This is a genomic window from Micrococcus sp. 140720015-1, assembly GCF_053627595.1.
The window spans coordinates 280,358-295,365 of record NZ_JBSEYC010000003.1 but is presented as its reverse complement, the minus strand read 5'-3'; the positions used below and the strand labels follow the sequence as shown (position 1 = coordinate 295,365).

Annotated in this window: 15 protein-coding genes; 7 read left to right on the top strand and 8 right to left on the bottom strand. The window is 75.2% G+C overall.

Annotated elements, in window-relative coordinates; translation table 11 throughout:
• Positions 1 to 30 precede the first annotated feature (30 nt).
• Both ACUXPL_RS06915 and ACUXPL_RS06910 read right to left on the bottom strand, forming a co-directional pair.
• Entirely contained in the window at positions 31 to 501 is a 471-nt protein-coding gene (locus tag ACUXPL_RS06915) for an NUDIX hydrolase (RefSeq protein WP_060775137.1), read from the bottom strand.
• Positions 502 to 527: 26 nt separating this feature from the next.
• The gene (locus ACUXPL_RS06910; protein WP_454182801.1) at positions 528 to 1,364 is read right to left on the bottom strand and encodes a LysE/ArgO family amino acid transporter; all 837 of its coding nucleotides are present in this window, start codon (positions 1,362 to 1,364) and stop codon (positions 528 to 530) included.
• A 93-nt stretch (positions 1,365 to 1,457) separates the two neighbouring features.
• Between ACUXPL_RS06910 and ACUXPL_RS06905 the strand changes: the two genes are divergently transcribed.
• Positions 1,458 to 2,357 (top strand): ArgP/LysG family DNA-binding transcriptional regulator, encoded by a 900-nt coding sequence (locus ACUXPL_RS06905; RefSeq protein WP_454182800.1) that lies wholly within the window; start codon positions 1,458 to 1,460, stop codon positions 2,355 to 2,357.
• A 94-nt stretch (positions 2,358 to 2,451) separates the two neighbouring features.
• Here the strand turns inward: ACUXPL_RS06905 and ACUXPL_RS06900 are convergent, their stop codons facing one another.
• From ACUXPL_RS06900 to ACUXPL_RS06885, 4 genes are all read right to left on the bottom strand, one after another.
• Positions 2,452 to 2,877 carry a WGxxGxxG family protein gene (locus ACUXPL_RS06900; RefSeq protein ID WP_145033318.1) on the bottom strand — a complete coding sequence of 142 codons (426 nt, stop codon included), beginning with the start codon at positions 2,875 to 2,877 and terminating at the stop codon, positions 2,452 to 2,454.
• A 141-nt stretch (positions 2,878 to 3,018) separates the two neighbouring features.
• Positions 3,019 to 4,596, bottom strand: coding sequence for a HAMP domain-containing sensor histidine kinase (locus tag ACUXPL_RS06895; RefSeq protein WP_454182798.1), 1,578 nt, complete (start codon positions 4,594 to 4,596; stop codon positions 3,019 to 3,021).
• A gap of 94 nt (positions 4,597 to 4,690) precedes the next feature.
• On the bottom strand, positions 4,691 to 5,419 hold the full coding sequence (locus ACUXPL_RS06890; RefSeq protein ID WP_180537598.1) for a response regulator transcription factor: 729 nt from the start codon (positions 5,417 to 5,419) through the stop codon (positions 4,691 to 4,693).
• Between the two features lie 335 nt (positions 5,420 to 5,754).
• Positions 5,755 to 6,498, bottom strand: a complete 744-nt coding sequence (locus ACUXPL_RS06885) for a ubiquinone/menaquinone biosynthesis methyltransferase (protein WP_454182796.1) — start codon at positions 6,496 to 6,498, stop codon at positions 5,755 to 5,757.
• A gap of 202 nt (positions 6,499 to 6,700) precedes the next feature.
• On the opposite strand from ACUXPL_RS06885, the gene ACUXPL_RS06880 reads away from it, so the two are divergent.
• The 6 genes from ACUXPL_RS06880 to ACUXPL_RS06855 all read left to right on the top strand — a co-directional run bounded on the left by ACUXPL_RS06880 (position 6,701) and on the right by ACUXPL_RS06855 (position 12,593).
• Positions 6,701 to 7,777: an iron-siderophore ABC transporter substrate-binding protein gene (locus ACUXPL_RS06880; protein ID WP_454182794.1), complete on the top strand. Its 1,077-nt coding sequence runs from the start codon at positions 6,701 to 6,703 to the stop codon at positions 7,775 to 7,777.
• 9 nt (positions 7,778 to 7,786) lie between these two features.
• The gene (locus ACUXPL_RS06875) at positions 7,787 to 8,842 is read left to right on the top strand and encodes a FecCD family ABC transporter permease (RefSeq protein WP_454182793.1); all 1,056 of its coding nucleotides are present in this window, start codon (positions 7,787 to 7,789) and stop codon (positions 8,840 to 8,842) included.
• A complete protein-coding gene (locus tag ACUXPL_RS06870) occupies positions 8,839 to 9,909 on the top strand; it encodes a FecCD family ABC transporter permease (protein WP_454182791.1) in 1,071 nt (356 codons plus the stop codon). Before ACUXPL_RS06875 ends, ACUXPL_RS06870 begins: the two co-directional genes overlap by 4 nt.
• Positions 9,906 to 10,775: an ABC transporter ATP-binding protein gene (locus ACUXPL_RS06865; RefSeq protein ID WP_454182789.1), complete on the top strand. Its 870-nt coding sequence runs from the start codon at positions 9,906 to 9,908 to the stop codon at positions 10,773 to 10,775. Before ACUXPL_RS06870 ends, ACUXPL_RS06865 begins: the two co-directional genes overlap by 4 nt.
• Positions 10,772 to 11,827 carry a siderophore-interacting protein gene (locus ACUXPL_RS06860; RefSeq protein ID WP_454182787.1) on the top strand — a complete coding sequence of 352 codons (1,056 nt, stop codon included), beginning with the start codon at positions 10,772 to 10,774 and terminating at the stop codon, positions 11,825 to 11,827. The genes ACUXPL_RS06865 and ACUXPL_RS06860 overlap by 4 nt, the downstream gene beginning before the upstream one ends.
• Positions 11,828 to 11,927: 100 nt before the next feature.
• Complete coding sequence (locus ACUXPL_RS06855; RefSeq protein ID WP_454182785.1) at positions 11,928 to 12,593, top strand: SDR family oxidoreductase; 666 nt, start codon at positions 11,928 to 11,930, stop codon at positions 12,591 to 12,593.
• Positions 12,594 to 12,736: 143 nt separating this feature from the next.
• Here ACUXPL_RS06855 and ACUXPL_RS06850 read toward each other — a convergent pair whose 3' ends face one another.
• Together ACUXPL_RS06850 and glsA are read right to left on the bottom strand one after the other, a co-directional pair.
• On the bottom strand, positions 12,737 to 13,516 hold the full coding sequence (locus tag ACUXPL_RS06850; RefSeq protein WP_454182783.1) for a Pr6Pr family membrane protein: 780 nt from the start codon (positions 13,514 to 13,516) through the stop codon (positions 12,737 to 12,739).
• 121 nt (positions 13,517 to 13,637) lie between these two features.
• Entirely contained in the window at positions 13,638 to 15,008 is a 1,371-nt protein-coding gene (glsA, locus tag ACUXPL_RS06845) for a glutaminase A (protein ID WP_454182781.1), read from the bottom strand.

Below are 15,008 nucleotides of genomic sequence, written 5' to 3'. Positions count from 1 at the left end.
ATCAGCGCGGCCGGCCGGCCCGCCAGGAGGTCAGAACGGGGGCGCTGCGGCGACGGCGGCCAGCACGGGGTGCAGCAGCGGGGCCACGCCGTGCCCGCCGGGTGCGGCCGGGGCGGCGGGGTCCATCCAGTGCAGCTCGACGATCTCGTCCGTCGGCTCGGGGACCTCGTGCCGGGCGACGGGCCGCCACAGCGCGAACACCTCCGAGTGCAGGGCGGCGCCGGGCTCGTTGGCGGCGGCGGTGTCCCACGCGCCCAGGCGGGTCAGCTCGTCCGGGCGCAGGCGCAGCCCGGTCTCCTCGGCCACCTCGCGGACGGCGGTGTCCACGGGGGCCTCGCCGGGCAGGTGCTTGCCGCCGGGGAACATGAACATGGCGGTGCCGGCCTTGCGGACGGTCAGCACCCGGCGGTCCGGGCGGGCCAGCACGACGGCGGAGACGCGGATGACCTCCCCGGCCGCGACGGTCGGCGTGCGGGCGGAGTCGGAGGGGGAAGGACTCATGCCCCCATCATCCTCCCCCGGGCGGCTCAGAGGAGCGTGAGCCCCACCTTCACGGCGATTCCCAGCATGAGCACGCCCACCACGGCGTCCACGATCCGCCACGTCCGCGCCGAGTCCATGGACGGGGCGAGCTTCGTGCCGCCCCAGCCGAGCGCGGTGAACCACACGAGCGAGGCCGCCACCGCGCCGCCCACGTACGCCCACTTCGCCGCCCCGAACGTCTGCGCGAAGGTGCCCATCATGACCACGGTGTCGAGGATGGCGTGCGGGTTCACCAGGGAGACGGACAGCGCCAGCAGGATGATCCGCGGCAGCGGCGTCTGCGGGCGGTCCAGCGCCACGCGGCGCGGCTGCACGCGCTGCCGCACCACCACCGACCCGCCGCCCGAGGGGGCGCCGACACCGGGCGCGCCGTCGTCGTGCTGCCCGACGCCGGCCCTGGCCGGCTCGCGGTCGCGCTCGGCCAGGCGCCCTGTCGACGGGTCGATCAGCGGCAGCTCGCCGGTGAGGACCGCCAGGTCGATGCGGTCGGGGCCGTGCCCGGTCCCCTCGACGTCCGCGGCCGCGGTGGTGAGGGTCCGGTCCCCGCGCCAGGCGGAGCGCAGCGCGCCCACGGCGAACGCGAGGAGGTAGACCACGCCGGCCACGGTCAGCGCGGGCACGAGCCACGGCCAGCGTTCGGCCACCACGCCCACGCCGCCGGCGCCGAGCACGAGCAGCGCCACATCGGCCACGAAGCACACGGTCAGGACGGTCCACACGCGGTCGCGTCGGACGATCTGACGCAGCAGGAACAGGGTCTGCGCGCCGATGGCGACGATGAGGGCGAGGTAGGTCAGGAATCCGGTGGCGAAGATGGTCACCGAGCGAGGATAGGAGTCGCCCCACGTCCGTGCCATCGCGATCTTCTTCAGGATCTGAAGACATCCTTCATGGCCGCCCCTACCCTGGACCGCATGAACTCCGACCACCTGCGCGCCCTCGTCGCGGCCGTCGACCACGGCACCTTCGACGCCGCCGCGGACTCCCTGCGGATCTCCGGCTCGGCCTTCTCGCAGCGGATCAAGGCCCTCGAGCGGCAGGTGGGCCAGGTGCTCGTGGCCCGCACCGTCCCCGTCCGGCCGACCGCGGCCGGAGAGCGCATGCTCCGTCTCGCCCGGCAGGCCCTCGCGCTCGAGGACGAGGCGCTCGCCGCGCTCGGCCGGGGCGACGGCGGCCGCGTGCCGCTGCGCGTGGCCCTCAACGCGGACTCCCTCGACACGTGGTGGGAGCCCGTGCTGCGCGAGGCGGCGACGTGGGACGACGTCGTCCTGCAGATGCAGTCCGAGGACCAGGAGCACACCGCCGTCCTGCTGCGGGACGGCGCGGTGGTGGCCGCCGTGACGGACGACCCCACGCCCGTGGCCGGGTGCACCTCCACCCCGCTGGGCACGATGCGCTATCACGCGGTGTGCGCGTCCTTCCTGCTGGAGCTGCATCGCGACGCGCGGGGCCGGGTGGACTTCGGCACGCTGCCGATCGTGGACTACGGCCCCCGCGACGGCCTGCAGCACACGGTGCTGCGCCGCGTCACCCGCGGCCGGCCCGTGGCCGACCCGCCGACCCACCTCGTGCCCTCCGTGCACGCATATCTGCGGGCGGTGGAGCTCGGGCTGGGCTGGGGCATGCTCCCCTCGGTGCAGATCCCGCCGGGCGTGCTCGAGGGCCGGCACCCCGACCTCGAGCCGATCCCGGCCCTCGGCGCGGCCGACGTGCACCTGCATTGGCAACGCTGGACGGCCGGGACCGCGGCTCTGGACCGCCTCACGGACGCGGTGCTGCGCGCCGCGCCCTCGGCGGGGGACACCGCGGACTGACGGGCGCATTCGAGACCCGCCCCGGACGCGCCGCGACCCCCGCCTCAGGGGCGGGGGTCGCGGTCACGGGCCGCTCGGGGCGGCCGGGGTCGGGTCAGCGGCCGTCGCCGGTGCCCGGGCGGCGGGTGGCGTCGCCCAGGGTGCCGTCGGCCTCGCGGCGGCGGGCGTCCACGCCCTCGGTGCGCACGTCGCCGGCGCGGTCGTCCACGCGGTGCACGTCATGGTCACGGTGCGCGCCGGCCACGTGGTGGTCGCGGCGCACGGGCTCGGCGTGCACCTCACGCTTGCGGCGACCGGCCAGGCCCGCCAGGCCCAGCAGACCGGCCAGGCCCCACAGGCCCCAGTTGCCGTTGTCGTCCTTCTCCTCCTCCTGAGGGGCGGGCGACTGGGAGGCCGGTGCCGTGGTGGCGGTCTCGGTGGCCGGTGCCGTGGTCTGCGCGACGGCGGCGGGGGCACCGAGGCCGGTGACGACGGCGGCGCCGAGGGTCAGGGCGGTGGCGGTGCGGCGGATGTCAGTCATGATCGTGCTCCTCTCACCGGCGGCCTGCGCCGACCGGCGTCGGGGGGATCGCCCGGCGGTCCCGGACGACCCTTTCTGGGTCATGCACGAGCACCGTACGCACAGGAGGGTGGGGGTCCGTCAACGGTTGCCGACCCGGGGTCAGGGCCGGCCGCCCCGGGCGGAGCCGCAGCAGGAGCCCGCAGCCCCCGGCCCGGCGCGCCCCGGGGTGCAGGGCACGACGACGTCGAAGCGCGTCCACCCGTCCTCGGACGCCACGGTCACGTCCCCGCCGTGGCTGCGCGCGATCGAGCGCACGATGGCCAGGCCCAGACCCGTGGACGGCTCCGTGCCCGGGATGTCCGTCCGGCCCTTCCCGGGGCCGCGGACGAAGCGGTGGAAGAGGGTGGCGTGTCGGTCGGCCGGGATGCCGCCGCCGTCGTCGTGGACGCTGACGAGCATGAAGCCGGGCCGGGGCTGGTCCGGCCGCACGGAGGCCGTGACGGTGGTCCCGACGGGGGTGTGCTTGGCCGCGTTGGAGAGCAGGTTGCCGACCACGCGGGCCAGCTGCGACCGGTCGCCGGTGACGGACCGCTGGGTGCCCGGCTCCACCCCTTCGGGCAGGTCCACCACCCATGTGTGGTCCGGCCACGCCGCGCGGGCGTCCATCACGCCCTCGAGGACCACCTCGGACAGGTCCACCTGTTCGGCCAGCGCCACCTCCCCGGAGGGCTTCAGGCCCATGGCCCGGCCGCGCGAGACGGATTCGAGCCGTTCGAGCAGGAGCATGTCGTCCACGAGGGCGGCCATCCGGTCGGCCTGGAACAGCACCCGGCCGAGCGACCGCCGGCCGGTCGCGGAGAGCTCCTCCGTCATCGCGATCATCTCGGCGTAGCCGCGCACCGAGGCGAGCGGCGTGCGCAGCTCGTGGGAGGCGTCCGCCATGAACCGGCGCATCTGCCGCTCCTGCACGCGGCGCTGCTCCAGGGCCGCCTCGACCGAGCCGGTGAACCGGTCGAGCGCCTGGGCGACGACGGCCACCTCGTCCGGCCCCTGCAGGAGCCGAGGCGGCATGCGGGAGTCCTCCGGATCGAGCCCGGCCCGGGCCATGTCCACCTGGGCGACCCGCTCGGCGACGGCGGCGACCTCGCGCAGCGGGGCCAGGCCCCGACGCAGCCACAGGGTCACCAGGATCGCGGTGGTGAGGACGGTGACGGACAGCCCGACGGCGACCGCGACCAGCGCCTGGCGCGCGACGTCGGACATGGCACCCGTCGGCGCCCCCACCACGAGCACCTGGTCAGCGGCCACCCAGGGGCCCGGCGCGGTCAGGGTCTGCGCCTGGACGCGATAGGAGACGTCGTCGACAACGGCGTCCATGATCGGCCCGCCCGGCCGGTCCCGGAGGGCGTGGAGGAGGTCGTGGGCCTCCTGCGCCGTGAGCGGCACCGACTCCCCGGCGTCACCGACCCGGTGCCCGGTGAGGGCGCCCTGCTGATGCGTCTCCAGACCGGAGAGCGGGACGAGCGCGACCACCGTGCCCTCGGGCTGGCCGAGGGTGCCCGGCGCGCGCAGGTCCCCCTCCCCCGGGCCGGCGGCGCCCCCTCCGCCCGGCGAGGGGACCGTCAGCTGCTCCGAGGCGCGGAGCCACGCTTCGGAGGCGTCCCGGGTGGCGGATTCGGTCAGCAGGGCCTTCGTGATGCCGGCCGCGTAGAACGAGTAGGCCAGGATGGTGGCCATCAGGATCAGAAGGACGCCGGCGCCGATGCGTCGGGCCAGCGACGTGGGCCGCCTGCGGCGGGTGCTGCCGTGCCCCGACGGGACCGCGACGGTCTCAGGCAGGGCGGATGACATATCCGGCGCCGCGGATGGTGTGGATCATGGGATCCCGATCCGCGTCGATCTTCTTCCGCAGGTAGGAGATGTACAGCTCGACGATGTTCGCGCGGCCGCCGAAGTCGTAGCCCCAGACGTCCTGCAGGATGCGCTCCTTGGAGAGCACCGTGCGGACGTTGACCATGAGGAACTTCAGCAGGTTGTACTGCGTGGCCGTCAGCTCGATCTCGTCGCCGCCGCGGGTCACCTCGTGGGTGCGGGTGTTCATCACCAGGTCACCGACCACGAGCACCTCGGAGCCGCCCGAGACCACGCCGGAGCGCTGCACGAGCCGGTGCGCGCGGATGAGCACCTCTTCCATGGAGAAGGGCTTGGTCACGTAGTCGTCGCCGCCGGCGGCCAGGCCCGCCACGCGGTCCTCGGTCGCGTCCTTGGCGGTGAGGAACATGGCGGGCATCTCCGACCAGTGGGCGCGCAGGCGCTCCAGGACCTCCACGCCGCCCAGGTCCGGGAGCATGACGTCGAGGATCGCCAGGTCCGGCCGGCCGGCCGTGCCCAGCTCGACGGCGGTCGCGCCGTCGTGGGCCACGATCACCTCCCAGCCGCAGAGGGTGAAGCCCATGGAGAGCAGGTCGGCGATCATCGGTTCGTCGTCCACGATGAGCACCCGCACCGGTGCGCCGTCCGGGTGCGAGAGCTCGGGCAGGACCTCCTTCAGCTCTGCCATGGATGACGGGCCGGTGGTGCTCTGGATGGGGCTCACAAAGTTCCTCTACGTTCGGGAGACGGTTCACGGTGCCCACGCGGACGTCGCGGGCTGCGGGGGACGAGCGCCTCGCGACGGAGGGGCGACGCCGTTCCGGGGGATGGCGGACGGGCGGCGACCGGAGGCCGGGGGGTGCGCGGATGCCCCCCTCGACGGGGCCCCATGCTACGCGGATCAGCTGGGTCGGCCCAGAGTCTTCTCGGATTGCGGACATCAGCGTGACACCTCACAGCCCTGACACAACCGGCGGCGCCACCGGGGCCGCCCTGCGCCGACACCGCGCCGTGTGTCCCGCGTCAGTCGACCGGCTTCATGGCCCAGTGCGTGGCCAGGGTGCCGAACATGTGGGTCTCATGGCCGATGTTCACGAAGCCGGCCTCGGCGAAGAGGTCCGCGACCTCGTCCGGCGTGTGGAACGCCTTCGTCGAGGAGGACAGGTACGCGTAGGCCTCGGGCCGGTCGGCGATCAGCTTCGCGAGCTGCGGCATCACCCGGTGGATGTAGAAGGAGGAGAACGGCTTGAGCACGTTGTCCGGCGCCGGCGACGTCTCGAGGGCCGCGACCCAGCCGCCGGGGCGCAGCACGCGGAACTGCTCGGCGAGGGTCGCCGGGATGTCCGCGACGTTGCGCAGCAGGTAACCGTGGGTCACGGAGTCGAACGAGCCGGCCTCGAACGGCAGGTCCGTCGCGTCTGCGACGACCCACTCGATGCGGTCCCCGCCCGCGCGGGCACGGCCGACCTCCATCATCTCGGCGGCGATGTCGGCGCCCACCACCTGCGCGTCGGGGTGCTGCTTGAGCACCTCGAACGCGAGGTCGCCGGTGCCGGTGGCCAGGTCGAGCACGCGGGCCTGCGCGGGGATGTTGGCCCGCGCCACCGTGTGGCGCACCAGACGCGGCTCCTGACCCCACGTCATGACAGCGTTCATCAGGTCGTAGCGGCTGGCGATGGCGTCGAACATCGCGGAGACCCGGTCGTGGTGGTCGGCGGCGCCGCGCTGCGCGTCGCCACGCGGGGCGGGGAGGGGGTTCTGGCTCACCAGGCCACCGTATCCCGCCCACCTCCCCCGACGACGCCCCTCACCGGGATTGCACAGGAGCGTTAGGTTGCCCTAACCTTCCGGAGTTACCTCACGTCGGTGTTTGCTAATGCCGGCCCGGCAGGGCCGACGCATCCCCCGACCGCAGACCCGACCCCCTCCGCCCGGCGCCCGCGCGTCGCGACCGTGAAAGGCCACCACCATGGCACCGTCCTCCCTGTCCCGCCGCTCCCTCCTCGCCGGCGGGGGAGTCGGCCTCACCCTCCTGCTCGCCGCGTGCTCCACCGGCCCTGCCGGCGGCTCGGCCTCGTCCTCGTCGGCCGGTGCGTCGTCGTCGGACGCCGCGGGCGCGGACGCCGCGTTCCCCCGCAGCATCGAGCACGTCTACGGCACCACCGAGATCCCGCAGCGCCCGACCCGCGTGGCCACCGTGTCCTGGGTGAACCAGGACGTGGCCCTCGCCCTCGGGGTGGTGCCGGTGGGCATGGCCGCCGTGGAGTTCGGCGGGAACGCGGAGAAGTCCACCGACTGGTTCGACGCGAAGCTCGCCGAGACCGAGGGCGCCCAGAAGCCCGTGCAGTGGTCCGAGGCCTCCGGCATCGACGCCGAGGCGATCGCCGCCGTGAAGCCGGACGTCATCCTCGCCGTCTACTCCGGCATCACGCAGGAGGACTACGACCGCCTCTCGAAGATCGCCCCCACCGTGGCCTACCCGAAGGACGTCCCCGCCTACGGCACCTCGTGGCAGCAGTCCACGGAGGTCATCGGCCGCGTGCTCGGCAAGGAGCAGGAGGCGGAGGAGCTCATCGCGGACCTCGAGCAGCAGATCAAGGACGCCGGCGAGAAGCACGCGGGCCTCCAGGGCGCCTCCTTCATCTACGGCACCATCGACCCCGCCGCCGCAGACCAGATCAGCATCTACACGGACGTGGATAACCGCCCGAAGTTCCTCGAGCTGCTCGGCATGGAGCAGGCGCCGGTGGTGACGGAGAACTCCCCGGAGGACCAGGCGTTCTTCTTCACGTGGTCGCCCGAGCGCGCGGACGAGCTGGAGTCGGACGTGTTCGTCTCCTGGGCCGCCCAGGACTCGGTCCGCGAGGCCATCGAGTCCGACCCCCTGCTGGGCTCGATCCCGGCCGTGGAGGCCGGCGCCCTCGTCCTGCAGTCGGACGAGCAGGAGGTCCTCTCCGTCTCCGCGATCTCTCCGCTGTCCATCCCGTTCGCGCTCGAGAAGGTCGTCCCGCCGATCGCCGAGGCCGCGAAGACCGCTCAGGGCTGATCCCTCCCCATGCCGTCCACGGCCCTCTCCTCCCCGGCCCGCGCTCGCGCGGGTGTGCTGATGGGCGCCCTGCCCGCGGCGCTGCTGCTGGCGGCGCTCGTGGCCGGCGTCGCCCTCGGCGCGCGCACCGTGCCGACGACGACGGCGCTCGACACCCTGGGCGCGGTCCTCACCGGGCACCCCGTGCCGGAGGGCATCGAGGCGGCGGCCGTGGCCTCCCGCGTGCCCCGCGTGGTGACGGGGGCGCTGGTGGGGGCGGCGCTGGCCGTGGCCGGTGCCGCCCTGCAGGGGGCCACCCGCAACCCGCTCGGCGACCCGGGACTGCTCGGGCTCTCCGCCGGCGCGGGGCTGGCCGTGGCGGCGGGCATGGCGCTCGGCGTCGCCGGCTCCACGTTCGGGGTGCTGGCGCTGGCCGCCGTCGGGACGCTGGTCGCGGCGGCGCTCGGCTACGCGGTGGCGGCGGCCGCCACGCGGAGGGGCCGGACGCCCGGCGCCCCCTCCCCCATGGCGCTCGTGCTGGCCGGCGCGGCGCTCACCGCCGGCGCCACCGCCGGCACCACGGCGCTGCTCGTGCTCTCCCCCACGGTCCAGGACCGACTGCGGTTCTGGGCCGTGGGCACGGTGGCCCGCGCCGACCTCGGCGAGGCGCTCGCCCTGGCGCCCGTGATCGCCGTCGGGCTGCTCGCCGCCGTCGCGGTGGCCTCCGGGCTCGACGCCCTCGCCCTCGGCGACGACCTCGCGCACGGCCTGGGCGGGCGCCCGGAGCGGGTGCGCGCGGTGCTGCTGGGCGCGGTCGTGCTGCTCACGGCCGCGGCGGTGGCGCTGGCCGGGCCGGTCGGGTTCGTGGGGCTGCTCGTGCCCCACGCGCTGCGCCGTCTGCGACCGCCGAGCACGCGGGCCCTGATGGTCGGCTGCGCCCTGTGGGGCGCCGTCCTCGTGATCCTCGCGGACCTCGCCGGGCGGCTCGTCGTGGCGCCCGGGGAGATCCACCTCGGGGTGACCACCGTCCTGCTCGGCGTGCCCGTGCTGCTGGCGCTGCTGCGCCGCCCGGGGGTGGCCGCATGAGCCTCCAGCGCACCGCCTCGGACGACGTCGTCGCCCGCCTGCGCCGTTCCGACCGGCGCCGCCTCGGAGGGGCCTGCGCGGGCCTCGCCGTGGCCGTGCTGGTCCTCGCCCTGCTGCGCGTGGTGTGGGGCACGTACCAGGTGACCGTCCCGGACCTCGTGCGGATCCTGGGCGGAGAGACGATCCCGGGAGCGAGCTTCATTGTGCTGGAGGAGAAGCTGCCCCGCGCCGTGGCCGCGGTGCTCACCGGCGCCGCCTTGGGCGCGGCCGGCGCGCTCTACCGGCGCACCCTGCGCAACCCCCTGGCCTCGCCGGACATCCTGGGCGTCACCCAGGGCGCCGCGGCGGCGGTCGTGCTGGGGATGCTGGCGACCGCCGGGCAGACCGGCGGCGGATCGGACCTGACGCGCGCCGCCACGGCACTGATCGGCGGCCTCGCGGCGGTGGTCGCCGTGTTCGCCACGGCCCGCTCGGTGGGCGGCGAACGGTTCGTGGTGGCCGGCATCGCGGTGGCGGCGGCGGGCCAGGCCGTGGTGGCCGGGGCCATGCTCTCGCTGGCCCAGCACGACCTGCAGTCGGCCACCGTCTGGATCGCCGGCTCGCTCAACGGCGTCACGTGGGGCCGCATCGCGCTGCTCGCGGGCGTGCTCGTGGCCGCCCTGCCGCTGGCGGGGGTGCTCCACGCGCGGCTGGCTCCCGCCGACGTCGGCCCGGACCTCGCACACGCCCTCGGCGCCCGGCCGCGCCCCACCTCGGCCGCGGCGCTGGGGCTCGGCGCGGTGCTGGCCGCCGTGGCGACCGCCGTCGTGGGGCCGCTGGCGTTCGTGGCGCTGCTGGCCACCCCGGTGGCGCGCGGGCTCACCCGCGGCCTGCCCTCCCTGCCCGCGGCGGCGCTCACGGGCGCCGCGCTCGTGCTGCTCGCGGACCTCGTGGCCGGCGAGGCCGTCCCCCTGCTCACCGGCGCCGCCCTGCCCACCGGTGTGCTCACCGGCGCCGCCGGCGCCCCGCTCATGCTCTGGCTGCTGCTGCGCCAGGGCCGGACCCCAGGAGGCGTGCGCTCCGCATGACCGCTCCCCCGCTCACCGTCCCGTCCCCCGCCGCACCGCGCGCCGGGGCCGCCGACGACGTCGCGATCCGCCTGCGCGGCCTGACGCTCGGCTACGGCCCGGCCTCGGCACCGCCGATCGTCGAGGACCTCGACCTGGACGTGCCCGCCGAGCGCGTCACCGCGATCATCGGCGCCAACGGCTGCGGCAAGTCCACACTGCTGCGCGGCCTGACCCGCCAGCTCGCCCCGCGCGCCGGGAGCATCGAGGTGCTCGGCCGGGACGCCGCGCGCGTGTCCGCGCGCGACTACGCCCGCACCGTGGCGCTGCTGCCCCAGCATCCCGTGGCGCCCGAGGGCATGACGGTGGCGCAGCTCGTGGCGCGCGGCCGTCACCCGCACCGCAGGCTCCTGGGCGGCCGGGCCGCCGGCGACGGCGCCGCGATCGCCTCGGCGCTCGAGCGCACCGACCTCGTGGAGCTCGCCGAGCGCGAGGCCGGCACGCTCTCCGGCGGGCAGAGGCAGCGGGCGTGGCTCGCCCTCGTGCTCGCCCAGCAGACCCCGGTGGTGCTCCTCGACGAGCCCACGAGCTACCTCGACCTCAGCCATCAGGTGGAGGTGCTCGACCTGGTGCGGGCGCTCCCGGACCCGCGTGGCGGGGGCCGGGCGACCGTCGTCGCGGTGCTGCACGAGCTGAACCTGGCGGCGCGCAGCGCGGACCACATCGTGGCGATGGCCGCGGGCCGGGTGGTGGCGCAGGGCACGCCGGGCGAGGTGATCGTGCCGGAGGTGCTGGCCGAGGTGTTCGGCCTGGACGCGGACGTGGTGGCCGACCCGCTGCTGGGCCACCCCGTGGTGCTGCCGCGCGGGAACGAGGACCGCCGATGAGCGCCGACGGCATGTTCGTGGCGCACACGCGCGTGGTGTCCGTGGAGCAGCCGTGCCGCGGGTTCCGGCGGATCGTTTTGGCGGGGCCGGACCTGGAGGCCGCCAGCGGGGACCTGCTGGGACTGCTGCCGCCCGGCGTCGCCGACCTGCATGCCCTGTACCGGGGCGCGCGGCCGCGCCGGGACGCCTATGTGAAGCTGCTGATCCCCCCGCCGGGCGGGACGTCGGCGGACCCGGACCTGTCCGCCGGGTTCCGCGCCGGGTTCCTGGCCATCCCCGAGGAGGAGCGCGGCTGGATGCGGACGTACACGGTGCGCTTAGCCGGGCTCGTGCGGCTCGACGGGCGGCAGGTGCCCTCGCTGACCGTGGACGTGGTGCTGCACGGCGACCCGGACGACCCCGCCGACCCGCATCAGGGGCCGGGCCTGCGCTGGGCGCGCGCCGTCCAGGCGGGGGACGCGGTGAACGTGCTGGTGCCCTCGGCGGAGGCGCCGGCGTGGTCCGGGTGGCGGCAGACGGGGGCGCGCCGTGTGCTGGCCGTGGGCGACGAGACCGCCGTCCCCGCCCTGGTGTCCGTGGCGGAGGAGCTCGCCGACCCGTTCGGCGGGTTCGACGGCGAGGCGGACCTCGTGCTCGAGCTGCCCCACGACGGGCAGGCCGCCGACCTCATCGCCGAGCGCCTGGCCGTCCCCGAGCCGTGGGACTGGCGGGCCGTGACGGAGCTGGCGGACCGGGGCCGCGTGCGCCTGCACGTCGGCCGCCGGGCGCCGGGGGCGCCGTCGGGGTCCTGGGCGCACGCCCGCCTCGCCGCCCTGCTGGGCGTGGACCCCGACGACGCCGGCGGGCCGGTCGCGCCGCCCGCGGCCTCCGTCGAGCGCGAGTGGACCGTCGCCGCCCTCGAGGCCGACGAACGGCCCGAGGCCTACGTGTTCCTCGCCGGGGAGTCCGCGATGGTGCGCGCCCTGCGCCGGCTCAGCGTGGGCCCCGGCGGCGTGCCGAAGAAGCACGTCTCCTTCATGGGCTACTGGCGGGAGGGCCAGGCGGAGAGCTGAGGAGTGGGGCGGCGGTCGCGCGCCGCTCCACCCTCGCACCGGCGTCGGGCTCTCCCTACTGTGGAAGTCCAGCACCCGATCGAACCGAAGGAGAGATCCCATGACCCGCACCGTGATCATCGGCGGCCACGGCAAGGTGGCCCTGCTCGCCGCACCCCTGCTGGCGGAGGCCGGCCACGACGTCGTCTCCCTCATCCGCAACCCCGACCACGCCGAGGACGTCCGCGCCGCCGGCGCCGAACCGCTCGTCCTGGACATCGAGAAGGCAGACCAGGAGGAGCTGCTCCACGCGCTGCGCGACGCGGACAACGTCGTGTTCTCCGCGGGCGCGGGCGGCGGAGACGCCCAGCGCACCCGGGCCGTGGACCACGACGCCGCCGTCGCCAGCATGCGCGCCGCCGAGGCCGCGGGCGTGCGGCGCTACGTGATGGTGTCCTACCTCGGCGCGTCCCTGCACCACGACGTGCCCGAGGACGACCCCTTCTACACCTACGCGCAGGCCAAGGCCGAGGCGGACGAGGCGCTGCGGGACTCCGGGCTGGCCTGGACCATCCTCGGCCCCGGCGCCCTGACCGAGGAGGAGCCGTCGGGCCGCATCACCGTGGACCCGGACCTCTCCGGCTCCGACGCCCCGCAGCGTGAGGTCAGCCGCGGCAACGTCGCCCGGGCGATCGTGGCCGTGCTCAACGAGCCGGGCACGGTGGGCCGGAAGATCGACTTCGTGGACGGCGACGTGCCCGTGGCCGAGGCCGTCCGCGGCGACTGACGCGCCGCCGTCGTCGCCGGCCCTCCCCACCCGCGCTTTCGAACGTGAAAGGGGGCGAATGGGGGCTTTCGAACGTGAGATAGGCCCTCTCTCACGTTCGAAAGCGCCGGGCGCCAGCTACCAGCGCCGGGCGCCGTCCCTGCTCAGGCCAGGCCGAGGCGGCGGTCCACGGTGCCGAGCACGCCCATGAGCCCGGTGAAGCCGGCCAGGATCCCGGCGAGCACGACGCCCACGCTGCGGCGGCCGAGCCGCGGCACGTCGAGGAACGGGTACGGGTACCAGTCGATGCGGGGCCCGCGCGCCATGGTCACCGCCGCCCACATCAGCGGGATGACCGCGGCCAGGCCGGCGCGCCGCGGCGTGATCTGCCCGCGCGGGTCGAACAGCGCCCACACCGCTGGGGCGAGCACGGGGTTGACGATGTGCTGCAGCGTGTCGTTGAACCGGTAGAGGAAGGTGTCCTGTTCGCGGCCGCGCAGCACCGCGTTGTAGACGATCCCCGTGACCATCACCGAGCCGAGGCCGGCGGTGCGCACGGCCCAGAACGTGTCCGACGTGGGCGCCTCCCGACGCGCGGCCAGCGTCAGCGACGTGCCCGCGACCAGCGCGTTGGACAGCCACGTGAAGTACGCCGGCTGGTTGAGGGCGTGCGACCAGCCCGCGGGGAAACCGCCCTGATAGCCGACGCCCGGGATCACCATGGAGTCCTTGGACATCCCGATGGGGAACGAGGTCAGGCACCCGATCAGCGGCAGAGCCCCCGAGACATGCCACGCCAGACGGGTCCGACGGTCCACCGGCGGCACGGGACGCGGGCGCAGCCGGGACACGACGGCGTGCACGATCCGCCCCCGGACCCCCTGCGGGGCGGGGCGGGTGCGGCGGACGGAGGGCAGGCTGACGCGGAGGGTGGAAAGGGGCATGGGGGTCGTCCTCGAACGGGGGTCAAGGGATCAGACCGCCCATTCTCACATGAACAGCAGATGAACGAAAGGGGGCGAGACGGAGAACACCGCCGCGTCCCCTCCTGCCCGCCCCGCCGCCTCAGGGGGCGGCGGCCTCCTCCAGCGGCAGGATGCGCTCCGGATCCTCGACCTCCACGCGCACGCCGTCGGCCTGCAGCCGGCGCACGCCCTCGGCGATCAGCCGCCGGCCGACATCCTCGATCCGGTCCACCCGCGCGAGGTTGAGCACCACGGTGCGGATGGGCCCGTCGTTCTCGTCTCGGGCGGCCACGGCGGCGGCCTCGTGCACCGCCCCACCGCCGGTCGCGGCCGAGAGCGCCGCGCTGTCCGCCGCGGCCTCCTGCCACCGCGGGTAGACGGCGGCGTCCCACCCGGTGCCGGGCTTCTCCGCACCGGTGTGCAGGTCCGTGAGCGCGTCCAGCACCGCCTCCGCACCGCCGAACCGGATCACGCCCTGCAGGTGCAGGAACACGCGGTCCCCCTCGCGCTCCACGAAGCGCACGGCGGTGCCGCCCAGGCTGTCGCCGTCCATGAGGTGCAGCCGGAAGTCCTCGGAGAGGCGGCGACACGCCAGCACGCCGCGCGCCGAGTTGCCCACCTCGTCCAGGCGCGGCGAGAACACGCCGATCCCCACGCGGCCCGGCAGCGCGCCGAGCACGCCGCCCGCCACGCCGGACTTGGCCGGGATCCCGACGTCGGCGAGCCACTGGCCGGCGGCGTCGTACATGCCGGAGGAGGTCATCACGGACACCACGCGCCGCGCCACGATGGACGGCAGCACGCGCTCGCCCGTCATCGGGTGGATGCCCCCGGTGGCCAGGCACGCGCCCATCACGGCGAGGTCCTTGGCGGTGACGAGCACGGCGCACTGCGCCACGTACCCGGCCACGATCTCCTCGGCGGAGTCCTGCAGCACCCCGTAGCTGCGGAGCATGTGCCCCAGGGAGAGGTTGCGGTCCGAGACCGCCATCTCGGACTCGTACGTCTCCCGGTCCACCGAGAGCCGACGCCCGGCGAGCAGGGACATGATCTCCACGGCCCGGTCCAGCCGCTCCTGCCGGCTCGCCTCCGGTCCCACCAGCAGCTGGTGCACCGCGAGCGCGCCGGCGTTGATCATGGCGTTGTCCGGGCGGTGCGACTCCACCTCGAGGGAGAGCTCGTTGAAGGCCTCGCCCGAGGGGTTCAGCCCCACCTGCCGGTCCACGGCGGCGAAGCCCCGGTCCACGAGCGCGGCCGCGTACGTGAACGGCTTGGACGCGGACTGGATGGTGAACTCCACGTCCGCGTCCCCCGCGCAGTGCAACCGCCCGGTGGGGGTGGCCAGCGCGATGCCGAAGCGGTCCGGGTCCGCCTCCGCGAGCACGGGGATGTACGGGGCCGTCTCGCCCGGGTTCTCGGCACCGAGCTCGGTGATCAGGCTCGCGAGGTAGTCGGGGATCGGGTGTCTCAT

What these genes read in the sequence shown, in the direction of transcription:
- ACUXPL_RS06915 (WP_060775137.1), bottom strand. Translation starts at nt 501, where the DNA reads ATGAGTCCTTCCCCCTCCGACTCCGCCCGCACGCCGACCGTCGCGGCC.
- ACUXPL_RS06905 (WP_454182800.1), top strand. Translation starts at nt 1,458, where the DNA reads ATGAACTCCGACCACCTGCGCGCCCTCGTCGCGGCCGTCGACCACGGC.
- ACUXPL_RS06900 (WP_145033318.1), bottom strand. Translation starts at nt 2,877, where the DNA reads ATGACTGACATCCGCCGCACCGCCACCGCCCTGACCCTCGGCGCCGCC.
- ACUXPL_RS06895 (WP_454182798.1), bottom strand. Translation starts at nt 4,596, where the DNA reads ATGGCCACCATCCTGGCCTACTCGTTCTACGCGGCCGGCATCACGAAG.
- ACUXPL_RS06890 (WP_180537598.1), bottom strand. Translation starts at nt 5,419, where the DNA reads ATGGCAGAGCTGAAGGAGGTCCTGCCCGAGCTCTCGCACCCGGACGGC.
- ACUXPL_RS06880 (WP_454182794.1), top strand. Translation starts at nt 6,701, where the DNA reads ATGGCACCGTCCTCCCTGTCCCGCCGCTCCCTCCTCGCCGGCGGGGGA.
- ACUXPL_RS06875 (WP_454182793.1), top strand. Translation starts at nt 7,787, where the DNA reads ATGCCGTCCACGGCCCTCTCCTCCCCGGCCCGCGCTCGCGCGGGTGTG.
- ACUXPL_RS06870 (WP_454182791.1), top strand. Translation starts at nt 8,839, where the DNA reads ATGAGCCTCCAGCGCACCGCCTCGGACGACGTCGTCGCCCGCCTGCGC.
- ACUXPL_RS06865 (WP_454182789.1), top strand. Translation starts at nt 9,906, where the DNA reads ATGACCGCTCCCCCGCTCACCGTCCCGTCCCCCGCCGCACCGCGCGCC.
- ACUXPL_RS06860 (WP_454182787.1), top strand. Translation starts at nt 10,772, where the DNA reads ATGAGCGCCGACGGCATGTTCGTGGCGCACACGCGCGTGGTGTCCGTG.
- ACUXPL_RS06855 (WP_454182785.1), top strand. Translation starts at nt 11,928, where the DNA reads ATGACCCGCACCGTGATCATCGGCGGCCACGGCAAGGTGGCCCTGCTC.
- ACUXPL_RS06850 (WP_454182783.1), bottom strand. Translation starts at nt 13,516, where the DNA reads ATGCCCCTTTCCACCCTCCGCGTCAGCCTGCCCTCCGTCCGCCGCACC.
- glsA (WP_454182781.1), bottom strand. Translation starts at nt 15,008, where the DNA reads ATGAGACACCCGATCCCCGACTACCTCGCGAGCCTGATCACCGAGCTC.